This is a genomic window from Faecalicatena contorta (genome assembly GCF_021531995.1).
In the GTDB taxonomy this organism is placed as follows: Bacteria; Bacillota; Clostridia; order Lachnospirales; family Lachnospiraceae; genus Dorea_A; species Dorea_A contorta_A.
This window is the reverse complement of record NZ_JAFBIZ010000011.1, coordinates 22,713-44,726: the sequence shown is the minus strand read 5'-3', so window position 1 is coordinate 44,726 and position 22,014 is coordinate 22,713. Positions and strand designations below refer to the sequence as shown.

The window sequence follows — 22,014 nt, the reverse complement described above, 5'->3', positions numbered from 1 at the left end:
CTATTGACTTTTATTTTTTTCGGTATTATCATATCTCTTGAACAAAACGAAGACTTTAATGTAATAAAAAATGTAATAAACAGGAGTGGTAAGCATGGAAGTAAAAAAAGGTAGTTTGTCAATCAGCAGTGAGAATATATTTCCGATTATAAAGAAATGGGTGTATTCTGATCACGATATTTTTGCCCGTGAGATGGTATCAAACGGATGTGATGCGATCACAAAGTTAAAGAAGCTGGATATGATGGGAGAATATCAACTTCCGGATGGTTATAAACCAGCCATCCAGATTGAAGTGAATCCGGAAGAAAAGACGTTGAAGTTTACGGATAATGGTCTTGGTATGACAGCTGATGAAGTAGAGGAGTATATTACACAGATTGCTTTTTCAGGTGCAACACAGTTTCTTGAGAAATATAAAGACAAGACAACAGAAGACGATATGATTGGTCATTTTGGTCTGGGATTCTATTCCGCTTTCATGGTTGCGGATGAAGTTCACATCGATACTCTTTCTTATAAAGAAGGCGCAAAGCCGGTACACTGGGTAAGCAATGGCGGTACCGAATATGAGATGGAAGATGGCGACAAGGACACGGTAGGCTCCACTATGACATTGTACCTGAACGAGGACAGCCTGGAATTTGCAAATGAGTATCGGATGAGAGAAGTAATTGATAAATACTGTTCTTTCATGCCGGTAGAGATCTTCCTTAGCAAAGCGAATGCAGAGCCTGAGTATGAGACAATTGATGAAGCAGAGCTGAAAGAAGATGATGTGGTCGTTGAGCATATCCATGAAGAAGCAAAGATGGAAGAAAAAGAAAATGAAAACGGCGAGAAGGAAATGGTAGAAGTTGAGCCTGCCAAAGAGAAGGTTAAGATCGAAAAACGTCCGGTCTCATTGAGTGATATCCATCCGCTGTGGACAAAGCATCCAAATGAATGCTCAGATGAAGATTATAAGGAATTCTATAGAAAAGTATTTATGGATTATAAGGAGCCATTGTTCTGGATCCATCTGAACATGGATTATCCGTTTAACTTAAAGGGCATTCTGTATTTTCCGAGAATCAATACCGAATACGATTCCATAGAAGGAACGATCAAATTGTATAATAACCAGGTATTTATTGCCGATAATATTAAGGAAGTCATTCCGGAGTACCTGATGGTATTAAAGGGAGTTATTGACTGCCCGGATCTGCCGCTGAACGTATCCAGAAGTGCGCTTCAGAATGATGGATTTGTAAATAAGATCTCCGAGTATATTTCCAAAAAGGTTGCAGATAAACTGGCCGGAATGTGCAAGACAAAGAGAGAAGAATATGAAAAATACTGGGACAGCATCAGTCCGTTCATCAAATTTGGTTGCCTGAAAGATGAAAAGTTCTGTGATAAGATGAAAGATGCAATATTGTTTAAGAATCTGGATCACAAATATCTGACTCTGAAGGACTGCATAGAAGAAAACGGCGGGGAAGTTGTAGAACCGAATGAGAAGAAAGATGAAGAAAATACAGATGAGAACAATGTAGAAGAGATTAAAACAACCATTTATTATGTAACTGATGAGGTTCAGCAGAGTCAGTATATCAATATGTTCAGGAACCAGGGACAGGATGCGGTTATTCTGGGACACAATATCGATTCTCCATTTATCACTCAGCTGGAACAGCGCAATCCAAAGATCCGTTTCCAGAGAATTGACGCCGATGTTACCGAGCATGTAAAAGAAGAAGTGGCAGAGGAAGAGAAGGAAGAGTTTAAGAAGACATCAGACAGCCTGATTGAGATCTTCCGCAAAGAACTTGGCAATGAAAAACTGGATGTTAAGATTGAGAAATTAAAAGATAATAATGTTGCGTCTATGATGACGCTGTCTGAACAGAATCGCCGTATGCAGGAAATGATGAAAATGTACGGTATGAGCGGCATGGATATGGGTGGAGAAAGTACACTGATCCTGAATGCGAACCATCCGCTGGTAAAATATGTAGCAGAGCATAAGGAAGAGGAAAATACAGGACTGATCTGCAAGCAGTTGTATGACCTTGCAATGCTGGCGCATAAACCGCTGAACCCGGATGAAATGACGGCATTTGTAAACAGAAGCAATGAGATTATGATGCTTCTTGCAAAATAATAATTGAAATAAAAAATGAGTAACTGTACAGATACAGTTGCTCATTTTTTATGAGTTGCTGTGAATATCAGAAATCTGTGCGCATAAAGTGAAGCAGCTCTTCGATATAAGAATCCCATTCCCGTTCCAGTGTTTTGTTCAGTGTAAACGTGTGCATGGAGGTTCCGGTAATACATTGAAGGGTAGTTCCATCATAATGAAAGTTCAGATACAGTCCCTGGATATCTTCCGGACGATATCCGGTGAGCCCCTTCTGAAGAAGAAATTCCGGAACTGAAGATGGCGGTAGAGCCAGAACAATCTTAAAGTTCAGAGGGGTACGTTTGCCGCGAATGATACTCAGACAAAATTCTCGTACATGTTTCCAGAGTGAGTAGGTATGTTCCGGAGGATCATCAAAAAAGTCTTTCTGCAGAAATCCATCGATCGAGAATCTGTTGAAGGTGGTGATATTGCCTTCGATAAACAGAAATGAGTCAAAGGTTTCCCGAAGCAGCAGATGAGCCATGCAGTTTTTTGCGGATAATGTATATACATTCATATGGATAACTCCTTTTCTGATAGATAAATCATTGAACAGTAGTAATAGTATAACATATATTTGACTTTTATAGGGGAAAACAGTAAAATAAACTATATGTGCAAATGAGGAGATATTGATATTAAGTGAACGATAAAATGAAAAAAAAGATAGAAAAACTGGAAGAAAAGGATAATGTGCTTCGTGTTGCTGTGATCACAGTTATCGCACTTCTGGCAATCGGAATGATTATTGTGGCTGTAAAACTTATGAATCCGAAAGTGGATACGGACCAGGGGACGGCAATCCTGAAAAAGATGGATAAGACAGATGTGGCGACAGTAGAAAAGAAGGTGCAGGCCCTGGAAGATGAGGAGCGGGCGGCAGATGAGGAATGGGCTAATCGTCCGGTGAAAGAAAAGTTTGCAGATGCATTTATCATCGGGGATTCCATTACACAGGGGCTGTATGAATATGGAGTTCTGGATCAGGCGAATGTCATGGCAGATCGAGGAACGGAAGTGTCAAAAAATAACAGTAATAAGATTGAGGAACATATAGAAAAAGTAAAAGAGCTGAATCCGCAGGTGCTGTTTCTGGCATATGGAATGAATGATGTGGAGGCAGTGCGCGGAGATGCAGATGCATTTCAGGATAACTATCGTCCGATCATTGAGGACCTGAAAAAATCGCTGCCGGATACGAAGATCTATATTAACAGTATCCTTCCGGCGGCGCAGTCAGCAATTGACAGGAATGAATGGTATGGAAATATTCCGGAATTTAATCAGAAACTGAAAGAACTGTGTGAAAAGGAGAGAGTAACATTTATCGATAATACAGATCTTGTGAAAAGTGAGTATTATGCGGATGACGGAATACACATGGCACCGGCTTTTTATACGGCATGGGTGAATCGTATGGCGGAGGTCGCAGAATTATAATGAAAAGAAGAAAGATAGATCTGATCAACATGTTAAAATATGGAATGGTTCTCGTATTTGTTGTCTATATTATATTTCTTGTGTCAAGGCAGGGTGGTAATAATGTGACGGTAAAGACGATCAGCGAGAATATCCTGAAAGTGGCGAAAACGGAAGGAATGACGAAAGGAACAACGCAGGATCTGAAGAAATATTACGGTTTAAATTCCAATGATTTTGACGGTGTTATGCTTTATATTCCGGACGATGTCATGAGTGTAAATGAAATTCTTGTGGTAAAGCTGAAGGATCGGTCACAGGCAGAAGAAGTGGAAAAAGCGGTAGAAAATCGAAGAAAGACACAGAAAAACAGTTTTGAAGGCTATGGTGTACAACAGACGAAGCTGATTAATTCTTCTGTAATGGTGAGCAGAGGATATTATGTTCTGTTTACAATTTCGGAAGATGCAGATGCAATCTATGAAGCGTTTAAGAAAAGTATATAAAAAAGTATATAAAGAGGAATCTAAAAGGGATGTTATTTAGCAGTATTGTATTTTTATTTACATTTTTGCCGATTATTTTAATATTATATTACATTGCGCCGGGACGAATCAAAAACCTGGTGCTGTTGCTGGGGAGCCTTTTGTTTTATGCATGGGGAGAACCGGTCTATATATTCCTGATGATTTTCTCAATTATTTTCAATTATGTCAGTGGACTGGACATTGCAAGAAATCTGAGGAACAGACATGCGAAAAAGAGGAGCCTTGTCTTTAATATTGTGGTGAATCTGTGCGTGCTGGGGTTTTTTAAATATGAGGGCTTTGTACTGGATTCACTGAATGCAGTGCTTCCCTTCCATATTTCATATCAGGAACTGCCGCTCCCGATCGGAATCTCATTTTATACATTTCAGATATTGTCATACATTATAGATGTTTACAGAGAAAATGTAAAGGTACAGAAGAATTTTATGGATTTTGCATTGTATGTAACAATGTTTCCGCAGTTGATTGCCGGACCGATCGTAAAATATGCAGAGATAGAGAAGCAGCTGCATGCCCGCAGGACGTCGTGGAATAAGTTCGGAGACGGTGCAATGTTTTTCATCCGGGGACTCTCCAAAAAAGTTCTGCTTGCCAATACGATCGGAATGGTGTTCGATGAGGTGGCGGGACTTCCGGCAGGACAGGTTTCTGTTCTGAGCGCATGGCTTGGGTGTGCGGCATATACGTTCCAGATCTATTTTGACTTCAGTGGTTATTCGGATATGGCTGTCGGTCTGGGTAAGATGTTTGGGTTTGAATTTGAGAAAAACTTTGATTATCCCTATACTTCCGCAAGTATTACAGAATTCTGGCGCAGATGGCATATCTCACTGAGTACCTGGTTCAGAGAATATCTGTACATTCCGCTGGGCGGCAACCGTGTGTCGGTTGGAAAACATATCAGGAATCTGCTGATTGTATGGTTCATGACAGGATTATGGCATGGAGCTGCATGGAATTTTGTGGCATGGGGATTATATTATGGAGTGATACTGATTATTGAAAAATATCTGCTGACACCGGTTCTTGAGAAACTTCCGAGGTTTTTTGGTCATATTTACAGTCTGCTGCTTGTAATGATCGGATGGGTTTTATTCTTCAGTCCGTCGTTTGGAAGTGCAGCAGGATATATAGGGATGATGTTCGGAGCAGGAGCACATGGAATCGTTGACCGGGAGGGGATTTATCTCCTCACGACGAATCTGATCCTGTGGGTGATACTGATCCTTGGTTCCACACCTGTGGTACATAAAAGATATGAAGCTGTTGTCTGCAGAAAAGAGCAGGAGAAAGTAATTGTGAACTGTATGATATATGCGGTTCTGTTTATTCTGTGCGTTGCGTATCTGGTAACGGAGACGTATAACCCATTTCTGTATTTCAGATTTTAGGAGATCATATGAGCGAGTCAAAAAAAACGAAAAGAAAACTGCATAGAAGGAAGCTGGCCGCTTTACTTTTTTTAATGATGCTGGGAATTATCTGTCTGCTCAATCTTGTTTCCGGGGATAAGGAATATTCGGAAAAGGAAAATCGTATGCTGCAGCAGAGGCCTCAATTTACTTTAGCGGGAATTGAAAGCGGACGTCTGATGGAACAATATGAAAGTTATCTGTCTGATCAGTTTGTTGGAAGAAACTTTTGGGTGTCTTTGAAAACTCGTATAGATCTTCTGGCGGGGAGAAGAGAGTCTAATGGTGTTTTTAAAGGAAAGAATCACTATCTGCTGGAGGATATTGCATCGCCGGATCAGGAACAGATGGCGCAAAATCTTGATGCAATAGAGTCATTTGAAAATAAATACCGGGACATTCCAATGTATATGATGCTGGTTCCGAATGCGGCAAATATAGAATCGGAAAAACTCCCCGGATTTGCAGTCACAGAAGATCAGAATCAGATATTCCAGAATATTAAAAAAGAACTGGGAGATTATATTACCTGGGTGGATGTGACAAAAACTCTGAAAAAGCATAGGGCGGAAGATATATATTATCGTACAGATCATCACTGGACGACGCTTGGAGCTTTTCATGCTTTTCAGGAACTTGCTTCTTCCATGAAGCTGGATACTACAAAGGTATCTGAATGGAAATCTTATGCAGTTACCAGCGATTTTAATGGTACGTTGTCTGCGACAAGCGGATATGAGACAGGATATGAAGAACCCATCTATATCTATGCTCCTGAGAATATCGAGGATGCTCCGGAGGTAGTTGTAAATTATGTGAATGAGAAGAAAAAAACGGCTACACTGTATGATTCTTCCAAGCTGGAGGAAAAGGATAAGTACGCGATGTTTCTGGGCGGTAATTATCCGATGATTGATATTCGTACAACGGCAGATACGACGGATCGGCTTCTTCTGATCAAGGATTCATATGCAAACTGTCTGGTTCCGTTTCTCGTGCCGTATTACAGAGAGATCATCATTATCGATCCGAGGTACTATTATGGGGACATTACAGAGGTTATGGAGAGTAATAAGATAACGAGTGTTCTGTTCTTATATAATGGAAATACGTTCGTAGAAGATAATTGTATCAACGGGGTGCTTGAAAATGATGCGACTGAATAAATATATCAGTGATGCCGGCATCTGTTCCAGAAGAGAAGCGGATCGTCTGATTGAAAGTGGAAGAGTGACTGTAGACGGCAGGAAAGCGGTTCAGGGAATGAAAGTTGGTCCGCAGCAGGAAGTCAGGATCGGAAAAAAGAAGATTGTATGCAGGGAAGAAAAGACAGTCCTGGCGGTGTACAAGCCTGCCGGGATTGTTTGCACAGAAGACAAAAGGGAGAAAAGGAATATTATCCGTTTCCTGAATTATCCGGTCAGAGTTACTTATGCCGGCAGGCTTGATAAAGATTCCGAGGGACTTCTGATCATGACGAATGACGGGGATCTGATTAATGGAATGATGCGGGCGAGGTATTGCCACGAAAAAGAATATAAAGTAACTGTAGACAGACCTGTTACCGATTCTTTTCTGGAAAATATGCGAAAAGGTGTCAGGATTACCGACAGAGAAAAACATCTGGATGCGATTACCAGGCCATGTGATGTAGAAAAAGTGGGAACCTATACATTTTCCATCATTCTTACGCAGGGACTGAATCGTCAGATCCGGAGAATGTGTGAGGCACTGGGATATAAAGTGACCAGATTAAAGAGAACCAGGATCATGAATGTAGAACTGGGAGCAATGAAACCGGGAGAACGCAGAGAATTAACGAAACAGGAGTTGATAGAATTATATGAGCGATTGGAAAAAGGCCAGAATGCAGGAACTGGTAGAATTACTGAATAGGGCAGGTCGGGCATACTATCAGGATGCAGAAGAAATCATGAGTAATTATGAGTATGACCGGTTATATGATGAACTTCAGGAGTTAGAAAGGGAGCTGGGTATCACACTTTCCAACAGCCCAACTGTAAATGTAGGATATGAGGTGCTCAGTGAGCTTCCGAAGGAACGCCATGAGAGGCCTATGCTGTCTCTGGATAAAACCAAGGATGTAGAAGATCTGAAAAAGTTTGTAGGGGATCAGAAAGCTTTGATGTCGTGGAAGATGGATGGACTGACGATCGTTCTGACTTACCGTGAAGGAAAGCTTTATAAAGCAGTTACAAGAGGAAACGGAGAAGTTGGAGAAGTAATTACCAACAATGCAAGAGTATTCAGAAATATCCCTCTTCAGATTGCATACCAGGGAGAATTGATCCTGCGGGGAGAAGCGGTGATCGGATATCGTGACTTTGAGAAGATCAATGAAGAGATCGAAGATGTAGATGCAAAATATAAAAATCCAAGAAACCTGTGCAGCGGTTCTGTGCGTCAGCTGAATAACGAGATCACGGCCAGACGAAATGTAAAGTTTTATGCATTTACGCTGGTGCAGGCAGAAGATGTAGATTTTCAAAATTCCAGAGAGTGTCAGATGAACTGGTTAAAGGAGCAGGGATTTGAGATCGTGGAATTTCATATGGTGACAAAAGACACCGTAGAGCAGGAAGTTGTTAATTTTTCAAAAAAAATTGAAAAAAATGATTTTCCATCGGATGGACTTGTGTTAGTATATGATGATATAGCGTATGGACAGTCTCTGGGCAGGACTTCAAAATTTCCACGGGATTCTTATGCTTTTAAATGGGCAGATGAAGTTCGCCAGACGAAGCTTCTGGAGATCGAGTGGAGTCCGTCAAGAACGGGACTGATCAATCCGGTCGCTATATTTGAACCGGTGGAACTGGAAGGAACAACGGTAAGCCGAGCCAGTGTGCATAATATCAGCATTATGGAAGAACTGGAACTGGGAATTGGAGATACCATAGAAGTTTATAAGGCGAATATGATTATTCCGCAGATTGCTCAGAATCTGACAAGAAGCGGTGTGAAGGACATCCCGGAAAAATGTCCGGTCTGTCAGGGCCAGACAAAGATTCGCAAAGTCAGCAATGCAAAGGCTCTGTATTGCCTCAATCCGGAATGTCAGGCAAAGCATGTCAAGTCATTTTCTTTGTTTGTAAGCAGAGATGCGCTTAATATAGAAGGACTGTCAGAAGCAACTCTGGAAAAGTTCATTTCAAGAGGATATATCCGGACATTTGCAGATATCTTTCATCTGGATCAATATCAGGAAGAGATTCAGAAGATGGAAGGGTTCGGGGAAAAATCATACAAAAATCTGATGGACAGTATCGAAAAAGCAAGGACAACAACGCTGCCAAGAGTCATCTATGCATTGGGAATTGCCAATATTGGTCTGGCAAATGCAAAAGTCATCTGTCGGGAATTCCGGTATGATGTGGAAGCAATGCTGCGTGCAGATGAAGAAGAGTTAAGCAAAATTGCAGGAATTGGTGAAGTGATTGCAAAAGCGTATGTTGATTATTTTGCAGATGAAGTGCATGTGGAACGTTTTCGCAGACTCCTTGCAGAACTTGTGATCCCGGATGAGGAAAAAGAAACGAAGCAGCAGATCTTTGCCGGAGTGAATTTTGTAATTACCGGAAGCGTTACGCATTTTGCCAATCGGGGTGAAGTCAAAGAGCTAATAGAAAGCCTGGGAGGAAAGGTCACAGGTTCGGTTACTTCGAAGACGAATTACCTGATCAATAATGACGTGACGTCAACATCATCTAAGAATAAAAAGGCCAATGAGATGGGAATCCCTATCATATCGGAAGAAACATTTCTGTCTATGGTGAATCGCGAGGAAAAATTACAATAGAAAGAAGGAGAAAAAATGTCTGAACAGGATAACAGAGACGATCAGGAAATCGAAAAAGTAAAAGATACTGAAGTTCAAGTGGAAGACAAGAAACAGAATAATGACGATGACTATGAAAAAGTTTGTTTTATCTGCCATCGACCGGAAAGTATTGCCGGAAAGATGATCGATCTTCCTAATCATATCTCTGTGTGCAGTGACTGTATGCAGAAAAGTTTTGATATCATGTCTAACGGACAGATGGATTTCAGCCAGTTGATGAACATACCTGGAATACAGGTATTTAATATGGCAGATATGGAACAGAACATTCCGAAGCCCCAGAAGATTAAGAAGAAGAAAGCGGGAGAAGAAAAAAAACCGCTGGTCGACATTAAAAATCTTCCTGCTCCGCATAAGATCAAAGCGAAACTTGATGAGTATGTTGTGGGACAGGAATATGCCAAAAAGGCAATATCTGTTGCGGTATATAACCATTATAAGCGGGTTGCGACAGATACGATGGATGATATAGAGATTGAAAAATCCAATATGTTGATGATAGGACCTACAGGTTCCGGTAAGACATATCTTGTTAAGACGCTTGCAAGGCTTCTGGATGTGCCGCTTGCAATCACCGATGCGACTTCTCTTACAGAAGCCGGATATATTGGTGATGATATTGAAAGCGTAGTGTCTAAGCTTCTTGCGGCTGCAGGCAATGATGTAGAAAAAGCAGAGCAGGGAATTATCTTTATCGATGAGATTGATAAGATTGCTAAAAAGAAAAACTCCAGCCAGAGAGATGTAAGCGGTGAATCTGTACAGCAGGGAATGCTGAAGCTTCTGGAAGGAAGTGATGTAGAGGTTCCGGTCGGAGCGAACAGCAAAAATGCGATGGTTCCTCTGACTACCGTAAATACCAGAAATATTCTGTTTATCTGTGGAGGTGCATTCCCGGATCTGGAAGGTATCATCAAGGAACGTCTTACGAAGCAGTCGATGATCGGTTTTGGAGCAGATCTGAAGGACAAGTATGATAAAGATAAGAATATTCTGCAGAAAGTTACAACAGAGGATCTTCGTAATTTTGGAATGATTCCGGAATTTCTGGGACGACTTCCGATTGTATTTACTCTGCAGGGAATGAATGAGGAGATGCTGATCAAGATTCTGAAGGAGCCTAAAAACGCGATATTAAAGCAGTACCAGAAGCTTCTGGCTCTGGATGAGGTGAAGCTGGAATTTGATGATGGTGCATTGGAAGCGATCGCAAAGAAAGCCATGAAGAAAGATACCGGTGCAAGAGCACTTCGCGCAATCATAGAAGAATTCATGCTGGATATTATGTATGAGATCCCGAAAGATGACAGTATCGGTGAGGTAATTATCACCAGAGAATACATAGAAGGAACCGGGGGTCCGGTGATCCTGCTGCGGGGGCAGGAAGTTCCGAGACTTCCGTAGAATATCAATAAGAGTGTTATAACAGTTCAGGTGCAGTTGGCTCAAAGAAGAGAACTGAGACTGGGATGTTATCGTTTGTATGAAGAGAGTAAGAGGAGGAGAATATGGAAGAAATAACATCGGTGAGTATCTGGCTTTGCATTCCATTTGCAGGCCTTTTGCTCAGTATTGCAGTAATGCCGCTGGTCATTCCAAAGCTATGGGAAAGGTATCAGCCGTTGGTTGTGGCAATGTGGTCAATTTTGTTTGTAGTTCCATTTGCATTTTGCTATGGGGTTCCGACGGCGGCCGAGACGGTATTGGAGTGTGTGGTTAATGATTACCTGACATTTATCGTATTATTATTCGGGCTCTTTTGTGTTGCGGGTAATATTACGCTGGAAGGAGAGTTTGCAGGCTCTCCGAGAATCAATACAGGACTTCTGGCAATCGGCACATTGCTTTCAAGTGTGATTGGAACTACCGGAGCCAGTATGCTTCTGGTGCGTCCATTTATTAAGATGAATTCCTGGCGAAGAAGAAAACGGCATATTATGATATTTTTTATCTTTTTAATATCAAACATGGGAGGCTGTCTGACTCCGATCGGAGATCCGCCGCTTTTGATGGGATTTATGAGAGGCATTCCTTTTTTCTGGAGTATGCATCTTTTTAAGATTCTGATCTTTAATATGGTGATCTTATTGTTTGGATTTTATCATCTGGATATGCAGGCATACCGAAAAGATATTGCGCGTGGTCTGAAGCCGGATATCAGTAAACCGGGAACAAATTTTCACATTGATGGATTACATAATCTGATCTTTGTGGCAATGATTGTGGGAGCTGTGATATTAAGTGGTGTGCTTCCGGGAATGGAAGCGTTCCGGAATGCAGACGGGACCGTAAAAGGGCTCCATTTGTTTGGTGAGGTTACGCTTGGATATCCGTCTCTGATTGAGATTGGAATTATTTTGTCGGCCGCATTTCTGTCATTTTATACAACAAATGCCAATATACGTGTAAGAAACCATTTTACGTGGGGTGCGATTCGGGAAGTTGCGGTTCTTTTCATAGGTATTTTTATTACTATGCAGCCGGCACTCATGCTTTTGAAAGCAAAAGGGGCAGATCTTGGAATTACGGAGCCTTATCAGATGTTCTGGACTACGGGTGCATTGTCGAGCTTTCTGGATAATACACCAACCTATCTGGTGTTCTTAACGACTGCCGGAGCTTTGGGGTATCAGAGCGGGATGTCAACAGTGGTAGGAACTGTTCCGGTACATCTATTGACCGCAATTTCCTGCGGTGCAGTGTTTATGGGGGCAAACACCTATATTGGAAATGCCCCGAACTTTATGGTCAAGGCGATATCGGATGAAAACGGTATTCGTATGCCGTCGTTTTTTGGATATATTTTGTGGTCTGTGGCATGTCTGGTTCCGGTATTTGTTCTGGATACACTGATATTCTTTCGATAAGGGGGCGAAGAAATGCAGGAAAATGGTAAAAAATGTCTGGAGCTTGCAGAACGTATCTATGATCTGGACATTGAAGTATATGAGTGTGTAGGTTCTTCGCTGGGGCGTACATTTACGCAGGATCGAAGAACGTGTGTTGAAAATCTGGCGAGTCTTATGAGCACCAGACCGCAGGGACACCTGCTTAGAAGTGAACTTGCGATGATCAGTAATATGGCGAGGACAATTCGAAATCCACAGGAAAAGTCGCGTATCATGAAAAAATATGATGATATTCTGAAAGAAGTGGAGAGTCTTCCGACCAGTTTTGGACAGGTGGAAATCGTAGATCAGAAACGTGCAAAATTAAATACGGCTAATCTGCGACAGAAGTTTTCAAAAGATGACCATTTGATTATCTGTATCGGGCGTACACAGGGCAGTGCAGGAAATGATATTGGATTTGCGCTGGCAGATGCGCTGCGCATCAATTATTATGATGTGGAGATATTTGCAGAAGTACTCAGACGTCTGGAGGCGGAAAAAGGGTCTGTGAGGGACATCTCTGATTATGGAACCGGAATGATACAGAATAAATATCAGAGAGGGTTTAATACTGCGAGAAGCCTGAAGGATAGAATAAGAGAATTTGACCGTTATCACGGTCTTACCAAAGAGGACGCGATATTCTTTAATCAGAGTGATCTGTTATGTAAGATGGCAAAAGAAGAGGACTTTATTGTGATGGGAAGGTGCGCGGACGTGATTCTTGCCAATAACCGAATCCCACATATCAGTATCTTTATTACTGCACCATTTGAGCAGAGAGTGCATCGTATTATGGAGGTAAACAATATTGATTATAAGAAAGCATGGAAATTGCTAAAGAAACACGATCGCATGCATGAAAAATATTATCATCATTTTACGGGCCTGAAATGGGGCAATGCCATGAATTACGACATCTGCTTCAACAGTGCAAGTTATGGGATCGAAGAGTCTGTCGATATTATTGAACGTATGCTGAATCAACATGTGAACCATCCGAAAGCAGAGAAAGATCAAGCAAATAAATAAGTGAATAGAAGAAAAGGAATCTCTCATATACTGAAGTGATAAGTATATGGGGGATTTTTATGGCAGAACAAACATGCAGAGACAAGATCCTGTCGCAGGAATTCTGGGATTTTCTGGTTCCGTTATACAGAGAAGAAGAGCTGGAAGGAATATCACCGGAGAGATATTGTATACAAGCGATGGACTTTGGATATAAAACAGCATATATTGACAGTCGGGTACTTGATCCACTCACGATAGAACGATATTGGTACAATTCGATTCCGCAATGTTATGTACCGCTGGATACGCAGCCGCTGTCGCAAGCCGGAATTATACAGCTGCAGAATTATCCGACGATTCAGCTTTTGGGGAAGGGAATCATGATCGGTTTTGTAGATACCGGGATCGATTATAAAAACGGGATATTCCGTAATCTGGATGGAACGACGAGAATTGCAGGGATCTGGGATCAGACCATACAGGAAGGAACGCCTCCTCCGGGGATACTATATGGGAGTGCGTATACAGAGTCTATGATTAATGAAGCGCTTCTGCTGGACGATCCGTTTTCAAAGGTTCCCAGTACGGATGAGGATGGACACGGTACTTATATTGCCAGTGTTGCCGCAGGAGGAGCGGACGTGGAACATCAGTTTACAGGAGTGGCTCCGGAAGCAGCAATTGCAGTTGTAAAGTTAAAACCGGCAAAAACATATCTGAAAGAATTTTATGCGATTCGTGAGGATGCATTGTGTTTTCAGGAAAATGATATCATGACGGCGCTGAAGTATCTGAATATGCTGGCAAGAGAAAGGAAGATGCCTCTTGTGATATGTATGGATTTGGGAACGAATTTTGGAGGACATAATGGGACGTCGCTTTTATCAACGATTCTGGATCGTTATTCTATGATCATGAATCGAAGTGTTGTCATCGGAACTGGTAATGAGGCTGCCTTAAGACACCATTATTATCATTCGTTCCGGGATCGTATGGATGTGGATTCTGTGGAAATCCGGGTTGGAGCCGGGGTAACGGGATTTGTGGCGGAACTATGGAGTGCTCTTCCGACGGTAGTAACTGTGTCTGTAGTCTCTCCATCCGGAGAGCGGACAGGGAACATTCCATTTCGGTTGGGAGCAAGATACCAGTATCTCTTTTCGTTTGAGAGAACAATGCTTACCATAGAATCCAGACTTTTACAGGAGAATAATGATTCGCAGCTGGTGTTTATCCGGTTCTCCAATGCGGTTCCAGGTATCTGGAAGATTGAGGTGACGCCACTGCTGAACGAAGATGGTGATTTTCATATCTGGCTTCCGATTGAAGGCTTTTTAGAAGGGGAGGTGTATTTCCTGGAATCAGATCCTGATAATACCATAACAGAACCCGGAAGCTGCAGAATGGCAATGACGGTAGCCTACTATAACAGCTTTGAGAATGGAGTTGATATTAATTCCGGCAGGGGGTATACTAGAGATGGAATTGTAAAACCGGATTTTGCAGTGCCGGGAGCAGAAATTACAGGAGTACATCCGGATGGAAGATTTATTAATCGCACTGGATCCAGTGGTGCAACGGCAATTGCGGCAGGCGGTGCCGCTCTTATGATGAATTGGATCCTGGTTCAGCCACAAACAGTGAGTGTAAGTTCAAGTCAGGTGAGAAATATCATTATTATGGGTGCGGACAGGAGACAGGAAACGGAGTATCCGAATCGCGAATGGGGATATGGAACCATGAATCTGTATCGTTCCCTGGATATACTGCGAAAGTTGTAAAACAGAAGAATAAGGAGAGGATAGATATGGCAGATTTTTTTGAGGGTTTAGGAAAAAAGTTATCTGATGTGGCATCAGATATTGGAAAGAAGACAGGAGATACTCTGGAAATCCAGAAAATAAAAGGAGATATCCGCTCTTTGAAAAGAGCAAATGAGAGAGACCTGATGGATATCGGCAAAATGATATATGAAAAGTTTCAGGCTGGTGCAGTGTCGGATATGGACTGTGTGGATCTCTGCGAGGAGATTGAAAAGAGAGAGGCAGAGATAGAAAAGCAGGAAGCAATGATTGTCAGAATCAAGGGAGAAGAATAGATGCGTAATACGTGGACACTGCAGGCATCAGCGATGCTGTTTGCGGTGGATATGCTTATCAAGCAGTATGTAGAGGAGACCATAGATACGGGGGCAGAAAAGAGTCTTGGAGATACCGGACTGGTACTGCGAAAGGTGTATAATAAAGGCTTTATGTTGAATTTTCTGGATCGGTATCCATCCGTTGTAAAAAATGTTACGATTGCATCCGGAGTCAGTGTTCTTGCAGAAGATATATATTGGTTTTCCAGGAAAGGACACTGGATAGAAAAAACAGGAATGGCACTGGTCAGTGCAGGCGCCGCAAGCAATATCTTTGACAGACTGGTGCGGGGCAGAGTGGTTGATTATATCGGGTGGAATTCCGGACCTGGATGTCTGGCGGATGTGACTGCAAATCTGGGAGATACTTATCTGGCAGCCGGAATGCTTGTGATGGCAGGAAAGAAGCTGCTGGAACCCCATCGTAAAAGAAATGAATAAAAGGGATTGTTGCAAAATCAATGTCCGAATCTTATTGGCATTGATTTTGTAACAATCCCTTTTTATTCATTCCTGTAAATGAGCAGCAAAAAAGCGGGTGATGGGAATCGAACCCACGTATCCAGCTTGGAAGGCTGGTGTTCTACCATTGAACTACACCCGCATAAATCATATCGGGGTGACAGGATTCGAACCTGCGGCCTCCTGGTCCCAAACCAGGCGCTCTAGCCAAACTGAGCCACACCCCGTTGTTTTTTGTTTTTATCTGTCCTGCGAACGAATTAAATAATAACATCATTCAGAGGAAAAAGCAACCCCTAATTTAAAAAAATGTAAAAAATGTTAAAAAATTAGCACTAAGACAATCTTTAGGAAACCTTAAGTTGTAACAGAAACGGACGTGTTGTATAATAAACAGCGTAAATTTTACGAAACAAGTCGATTTTTCAGGGGATGAATATAAATGGAGCCAAAGAAGAAAGAATCATTTTCAAAGAGAAGAAGAAAACAGCAGTTGTATCAGAGACTTGTAATCTGTGGAACGGTGGTATTGCTTTTGGGAATTGTAGGGTCAGGAAGCAGTCTGTCGCAGATAGGAAAAGGAACAGAGAATGCAGTCCGGACAGCGAAGGATGCAGACAGCCAGAAAGGAGAAACAGCAAAATATGAAGGGGAGAGTATAGAAGAGAAGCAGAATGAATCGCAGAGTAAAGAAGAAACACAGGAAGAGAAAGTGGAGCGTGTCCGGGAGCAGGCAGAACAGGCACAATATCCGGCAGGAGTGATTGAACTGCTGGATAAGAACCCGGAGACTGTAGGCTTTGTAGAAGACTATGAAGAAAAAAAAGATATGCCATGTGCGGAATCAATCGGTGAGCTGCCGCAGGATGGTTCGATTCCGTTACTGCTTCAGTGGGATGAAAGATGGGGCTATGCTCCATATGGAACGAGTATTGTGGCAGTCAGCGGATGCGGTCCTACCTGCATGGCGATGGTGGCATCCGGTCTGAATCAGGATCCTTCAATCACTCCGGATAAGGTGGCGGCTTACGGAACGCAGAATGGATATGTAGATGAAGAGAACAATACATACTGGGCATTTATGAAAGAGGCCGGTGCCACCTGGAATCTTAACTGTTATGAGGGGAATCTGAATGAGAAGCAGGTGAGTGCGGAACTGACAGCAGGACATCCGATCATCTGCAGTGTAGGTCCCGGAGATTTTACAAAGATCGGACATTTTATTGTTCTGACCGGATATGAAAATGGAAGTGTAGCAGTAAATGATCCTTTCAGCCAGACCAACAGTGATAAAATGTGGGTATTTGCAGATATTAAGGAGCAGATTAAAGCAATGTGGATATATTCCAAACCATAGGATACAGGAGGTTACATGATGATAAAATATGATTTTACGACGATTCTGGATCGTCATGGAAAAGATGCGCTTGCAGTAGATGGAATCGGAAAGAAAGAGGGATTTGCGCCAGACCCGCCGAAAGAAGGATTTGATGTCATTCCGATGTGGGTTGCAGATATGAATTTTCCGACGGTTCCGACCGTACAGAAGGCAATCAGGGATAGATTGGAACATCCGGCTTTCGGATATTTTGATGCGACAGAAGAATATTATGATTCTATTATCCGGTGGCATAAGATCCGCAACAATGTGGTAGGACTTTTGCCGGAATATATCGGATATGAGAATGGTGTTCTTGGATGTGTGATATCGACGCTGACTGCCTATGCTGCACCGGGAGATGCAGTGCTTCTTCACAGTCCGACATATGTTGGATTTACCAAGAGTATCACTAACAACGGATACCGGATCGTACACAGTCCGCTGAAAAAAGATGAAAAAGGAATCTGGAGAATGGATTATGAGGATATGGACGCAAAATTAAAGGCCAATAAGATTCATGTGGCTGTATTCTGCAGTCCGCATAATCCATGTGGAAGAGTATGGGAAAGATGGGAAATCGAGCAGGCGATGGAAGTATATAAGAATAATGATTGTGTTGTAATCTCTGATGAGATATGGTCAGATCTGATTCTAAAAGGGTATCAGCACGTTCCGACACAGTCAGTCAGTCCGGATGCCCGTAACCGAACGGTTGCGGTCTATGCACCGAGTAAGACATTTAATCTTGCGGGACTGGTGGGAAGTTACCATATTATCTTTAACAAGTGTCTCAGAGACCGGGTTCGGGCAAAGAGCAGTAAATCACATTATAATTCGATGAATGTACTTTCCATGCATGCACTGATCGGAGCATATCAGGCAGAGGGATATGAATGGGTCAATGAATTGTGTCAGGTCCTTTCAGGAAATGTAGATTATGCATACAGGCACATCGTGGAGAACTATCGTGGAATCCAGCTATGTAAACCGCAGGGAACGTATATGCTGTTCCTGGATTGTGAAGAGTGGTGTAAAGAACAGAATCAGTCTATGGATGAACTGATCAAGGCAGGATGGGATGTCGGAGTAGCATGGCAGGACGGAAGGATGTTTCAGGCACCATATGGCATCCGTATGAATCTTGCATTGCCGCTTGCCAGAGTCCGTGAGGCATTTGAAAGACTGGATAAATATGTCTTTCATGTATAAAAAAAAGCACACGATATTATGCCGGATGGGGTTGTTGCTGATAAAAAATCATGATAAACTGTTTTACATGAAAATGAAAAGGAGATAATGCGAAATGGAAATTACGAACGATATTAAGTACGTAGGTGTAAATGACCATGAAATTGATCTGTTTGAAGGTCAGTACATTGTTCCAAATGGCATGGCATATAACTCATATGTAATCATGGATGAGAAAACGGTTGTCATGGATACGGTGGATGCACGTTTTAAACAGGAATGGCTGGATCATATTAACACATCTCTTGGTGACAGAGAGCCGGATTATCTGATCGTGCAGCATATGGAACCGGATCATTCCGCGAATATTGCAGCTTTTATGAAAGAATATGCACATACAACGATTGTTGCAAGTGCCAAAGCATTTACCATGATGAAGCAGTTTTTTGGAACCGCATTTGAAGATAGAAGTATGGTGATCAAAGAGGGGGATACACTTTCTCTGGGAACACATACGCTTCAATTTGTTGCAGCGCCGATGGTTCACTGGCCGGAGGTTATGGTTACTTATGATTCCTTTGATAAAGTTCTGTTTTCCGCAGATGCTTTTGGAAAATTCGGAGCGTTGGATGTGGAAGAAGACTGGGCATGTGAAGCACGCCGTTATTATATTGGCATTGTTGGAAAATATGGAATGCAGGCACAGAAGCTTCTTCAGAAGGCTTCCGGACTGGACATTCAGACAATCTGTCCTCTGCACGGACCTGTATTGACAGAGAATCTGGAATATTATCTGGGACTTTATCAGACCTGGACTTCCTACGAACCGGAGTCTGAAGGCGTTGTGATCGCATATACATCTGTATATGGAAATACGAAAAATGCGGCTGAACTTCTGGAACAGGAACTCCTTGCAAAAGGATGCCCGAAGGTTACGGTTCATGACCTGGCACGTACTGACATGGCAGAAGCCGTGGAAGACGCATTTCGTTATAATAAACTGGTACTTGCCACGACAACTTATAATGCAGATATCTTCCCGTTCATGAGAGAATTTATCAATCATCTGACGGAGAGAAATTATCAGAATCGTACCGTTGCTTTTATAGAAAATGGTTCCTGGGCACCGACTGCTGCAAAAGTCATGAGCGGTATGCTGGAAGGAAGTAAGAAACTGACTGTTGCAGAGACAACTGTACGTATTCTGTCCGCACTGAATGATGAGAGCAGAGCACAGGTGTCTGCATTGGCAGAAGAACTCTGCAGTGATTATAAGGCTTAGGAAGCTGACAGATATCATAGATTCTGTTAGAAGAGATAAGAGAATAAAATGAGACTGCGCACGAAGGCGCAAAGTGCCCGGTCTCAACTATAAAAGAAATCTGCCTACATAACATTTGTATGCCGTTCGCCGTAACGTCATCACTTCGTGTTATGTGACGGATTTCTTTTTTTACATTATCTTCCGGCTGAGTTTCCTTTTGGGACATTATAAGATTTTGGAATTGATCTGAAAGAAGAATTTTGTAAATGCGGTCAATTGAGAAAGGCATTCGAGATGACTTAATAGAGATTTTTTGCTATTGAAGTCATCTGAAAAAGATAAATAAAGAGTGTAAAAGATAAAAAATAAAAAATATTAGCACTCTGCACTTGACAGTGCTAATAATAAGTGTTATATTACAACTAGAACAAAAGAGAAATAGATTTGTAATCCTTTTGTTCATGTACACAACACCTCGGATTCTCCGATAGTGCTAATAATAATTTAATTTATCATTGAAGGGAGATATGACTTATGATGATGCCTAGTATTTTTGGAGAAAATTTGTTTGATGAATTTATGGATGATTTTACATTTCCTGTACTTCGGGACGCGGACAGAGCTTTATATGGCAAGCGTGCAAAAAATCTCATGAAGACGGATGTGAAGGAAACTGACGATGAGTATGAGGTTGATATGGATCTGCCTGGATTTAAGAAAGATGAGATTACCATGCAGCTGAAAGACGGATATCTGACAGTCAGTGCGGAGAAAGGGCTGAATAAAGATGAGAAGGATAAGGAAGGCAGATATGTAAGGCGTGAACGCTACGCCGGAAATGTAAGCCGAAGCTTTTATGTAGGAGAGAATATTAAAGAAAAAGATATTCGTGCAAAGTATGAGAATGGGATTCTTTCATTTAAATTGCCGAAAGATGAAAAGAAAAAAGTGGAAGAAGATAAATATATCTCTATTGAGGGATAAGATTCCGGAAAAAAGAAGTACCCCGCAGGCGCGTTCTTGCGGGGTGTTTTGCCACTTTCGATCAATATCCGAATAAAATAGAAATTAGAATAACGGAAACAGGAAAAGAAAGGAGGGAAAGGAATAGTGCGGAAACGAGACTATTATGAAGTGTTAGGTGTAAGCAGAGATGCGGATGAGACTGTAATTAAAAAAGCTTACCGAAAGATTGCAAAAAAGTATCATCCGGATACCAATACTGACAATGAGCAGGCTGCTGAAAAATTCAAAGAAGCAACCGAGGCATATACGATACTGACAGACCCGGAAAAGAGAAAGCTGTATGACAGGTATGGCCATGCGGCGTTTGATGCCGGTGCCGGAGGTGCGGGAACCTACGGAGACGCAGGAGCATACGGATATAGAGAAAATGGAAGGACAGGTGCATATCGATATACCGGGCCGGATGGAACGTATCATGAATATCACTTTGAAGGCGGAGATATGGATGACATCTTGAAAAATTTCTTTGGAAAAGATTTTTCAAGAGGCGGATTTAAGAATTACAGTCATAATAATGGTGGTTTTGAAGAAAGTGACTTTGGAAACAATGGTTATGGAAACGGCGGCTTTCATAGACAGGGATTCAGACAGAATGGATCAGATCTGCAGGCGGAGATATCGGTAAGCTTTGACGAAGCGGTGTTTGGTTGCGAAAAGGTAGTGAATCTGTCGGGAGAAAGCTTTCGGAACGGAACAGGAAAAGCATTAAAAGTGCACATTCCTGCAGGAATTGATACAGGAAAGAGTATCCGACTGCGCGGAAAAGGAATGCCGGGAACCGGTGGTGGAAAACCGGGAGATTTGCTGCTTAAGGTAACGGTAGGAAGCCGGCCGGGATATGAACGAAAGGGGCAGGATGTCTATACAACGATAAATATTCCGTTTTCCGTGGCAGTACTTGGCGGTGAGGCAATTGTACCGACGTTGTACGGAAATGTGATGTGCAAGATAAAGCCGGGAACACAGTCGGGAACAAGGATACGATTGAAGGGAAAAGGAATTGTGTCCATGAAGAATCCAAATGAACGGGGAGATCAGTATGTAACGGTGCAGATACAGGTGCCGAAGAATCTGAGTGAAGAGGCGAAGAAAAAGCTTCGGGAGTTTGAAAAAGCATGTAGCGGTTCTGCAAAGGGAGTTGCATAATCTTTTTTTATTCATTTCCAGATAATTAGCACTCAACACTTGACAGTGCTAACAAAACGATGTATTGTTATATCGTAAATAGAACACA

General features: G+C 42.1%; 19 protein-coding genes and 2 tRNA genes. 18 read left to right on the top strand and 3 right to left on the bottom strand.

Annotated features, from left to right (window positions below):
- The first annotated feature begins 94 nt into the window (after window positions 1–94).
- Window positions 95–2,146, top strand: a complete 2,052-nt coding sequence (gene htpG / locus JQM82_RS02905) for a molecular chaperone HtpG (RefSeq protein WP_235248497.1) — start codon at window positions 95–97, stop codon at window positions 2,144–2,146.
- A gap of 67 nt (window positions 2,147–2,213) precedes the next feature.
- On the opposite strand, the gene JQM82_RS02900 is transcribed toward htpG, so the two are convergent.
- A complete protein-coding gene (locus tag JQM82_RS02900; RefSeq protein ID WP_235248496.1) occupies window positions 2,214–2,687 on the bottom strand; it encodes a DUF5721 family protein in 474 nt (157 codons plus the stop codon).
- 137 nt (window positions 2,688–2,824) lie between these two features.
- Here JQM82_RS02900 and JQM82_RS02895 point away from each other — a divergent pair, with 137 nt between their 5' ends.
- From JQM82_RS02895 to JQM82_RS02840, 12 genes are all read left to right on the top strand, one after another.
- A complete protein-coding gene (locus JQM82_RS02895) occupies window positions 2,825–3,610 on the top strand; it encodes a GDSL-type esterase/lipase family protein (protein WP_235248495.1) in 786 nt (261 codons plus the stop codon).
- Window positions 3,610–4,095, top strand: coding sequence for a DUF4358 domain-containing protein (locus tag JQM82_RS02890; RefSeq protein ID WP_235248494.1), 486 nt, complete (start codon window positions 3,610–3,612; stop codon window positions 4,093–4,095). The genes JQM82_RS02895 and JQM82_RS02890 overlap by 1 nt, the downstream gene beginning before the upstream one ends.
- A 29-nt stretch (window positions 4,096–4,124) precedes the next feature.
- Window positions 4,125–5,531 carry an MBOAT family O-acyltransferase gene (locus JQM82_RS02885; protein ID WP_235248493.1) on the top strand — a complete coding sequence of 469 codons (1,407 nt, stop codon included), beginning with the start codon at window positions 4,125–4,127 and terminating at the stop codon, window positions 5,529–5,531.
- Window positions 5,532–5,539: 8 nt separating this feature from the next.
- Complete coding sequence (locus JQM82_RS02880; protein WP_235248492.1) at window positions 5,540–6,718, top strand: DHHW family protein; 1,179 nt, start codon at window positions 5,540–5,542, stop codon at window positions 6,716–6,718.
- On the top strand, window positions 6,702–7,448 hold the full coding sequence (locus JQM82_RS02875; protein WP_235248490.1) for a pseudouridine synthase: 747 nt from the start codon (window positions 6,702–6,704) through the stop codon (window positions 7,446–7,448). The genes JQM82_RS02880 and JQM82_RS02875 overlap by 17 nt, the downstream gene beginning before the upstream one ends.
- Complete coding sequence (gene ligA / locus JQM82_RS02870; protein ID WP_420370601.1) at window positions 7,420–9,372, top strand: NAD-dependent DNA ligase LigA; 1,953 nt, start codon at window positions 7,420–7,422, stop codon at window positions 9,370–9,372. The genes JQM82_RS02875 and ligA overlap by 29 nt, the downstream gene beginning before the upstream one ends.
- Before the next feature lie 15 nt (window positions 9,373–9,387).
- Window positions 9,388–10,818 (top strand): ATP-dependent Clp protease ATP-binding subunit ClpX, encoded by a 1,431-nt coding sequence (gene clpX / locus JQM82_RS02865; protein ID WP_235248486.1) that lies wholly within the window; start codon window positions 9,388–9,390, stop codon window positions 10,816–10,818.
- A gap of 104 nt (window positions 10,819–10,922) precedes the next feature.
- Entirely contained in the window at window positions 10,923–12,281 is a 1,359-nt protein-coding gene (locus JQM82_RS02860) for a sodium:proton antiporter (RefSeq protein WP_235248484.1), read from the top strand.
- A 12-nt stretch (window positions 12,282–12,293) separates the two neighbouring features.
- On the top strand, window positions 12,294–13,337 hold the full coding sequence (locus tag JQM82_RS02855; protein WP_235248483.1) for an AAA family ATPase: 1,044 nt from the start codon (window positions 12,294–12,296) through the stop codon (window positions 13,335–13,337).
- 59 nt (window positions 13,338–13,396) lie between these two features.
- On the top strand, window positions 13,397–15,100 hold the full coding sequence (locus JQM82_RS02850; protein WP_235248482.1) for a S8 family peptidase: 1,704 nt from the start codon (window positions 13,397–13,399) through the stop codon (window positions 15,098–15,100).
- A gap of 26 nt (window positions 15,101–15,126) precedes the next feature.
- Window positions 15,127–15,417: a hypothetical protein gene (locus JQM82_RS02845; protein ID WP_235248481.1), complete on the top strand. Its 291-nt coding sequence runs from the start codon at window positions 15,127–15,129 to the stop codon at window positions 15,415–15,417.
- On the top strand, window positions 15,418–15,900 hold the full coding sequence (locus JQM82_RS02840) for a signal peptidase II (RefSeq protein ID WP_235248480.1): 483 nt from the start codon (window positions 15,418–15,420) through the stop codon (window positions 15,898–15,900).
- Window positions 15,901–15,992: 92 nt separating this feature from the next.
- Here JQM82_RS02840 and JQM82_RS02835 read toward each other — a convergent pair.
- Window positions 15,993–16,063: transfer RNA gene (locus tag JQM82_RS02835), tRNA-Gly, on the bottom strand.
- A gap of 10 nt (window positions 16,064–16,073) precedes the next feature.
- A tRNA-Pro gene (locus JQM82_RS02830) sits at window positions 16,074–16,148 on the bottom strand.
- A gap of 215 nt (window positions 16,149–16,363) precedes the next feature.
- Here JQM82_RS02830 and JQM82_RS02825 point away from each other — a divergent pair.
- The 5 genes from JQM82_RS02825 to JQM82_RS02805 all read left to right on the top strand — a co-directional run bounded on the left by JQM82_RS02825 (window position 16,364) and on the right by JQM82_RS02805 (window position 21,926).
- Window positions 16,364–17,278, top strand: coding sequence for a C39 family peptidase (locus JQM82_RS02825; RefSeq protein WP_235248479.1), 915 nt, complete (start codon window positions 16,364–16,366; stop codon window positions 17,276–17,278).
- 21 nt (window positions 17,279–17,299) lie between these two features.
- Window positions 17,300–18,511: a MalY/PatB family protein gene (locus tag JQM82_RS02820; RefSeq protein WP_235248499.1), complete on the top strand. Its 1,212-nt coding sequence runs from the start codon at window positions 17,300–17,302 to the stop codon at window positions 18,509–18,511.
- A 94-nt stretch (window positions 18,512–18,605) separates the two neighbouring features.
- Window positions 18,606–19,772: an FprA family A-type flavoprotein gene (locus JQM82_RS02815; protein WP_235248478.1), complete on the top strand. Its 1,167-nt coding sequence runs from the start codon at window positions 18,606–18,608 to the stop codon at window positions 19,770–19,772.
- Window positions 19,773–20,288: 516 nt separating this feature from the next.
- Window positions 20,289–20,738 (top strand): Hsp20/alpha crystallin family protein, encoded by a 450-nt coding sequence (locus JQM82_RS02810; RefSeq protein WP_235248476.1) that lies wholly within the window; start codon window positions 20,289–20,291, stop codon window positions 20,736–20,738.
- A 123-nt stretch (window positions 20,739–20,861) separates the two neighbouring features.
- Entirely contained in the window at window positions 20,862–21,926 is a 1,065-nt protein-coding gene (locus JQM82_RS02805) for a DnaJ C-terminal domain-containing protein (protein WP_235248498.1), read from the top strand.
- Window positions 21,927–22,014: the final 88 nt, after the last annotated feature.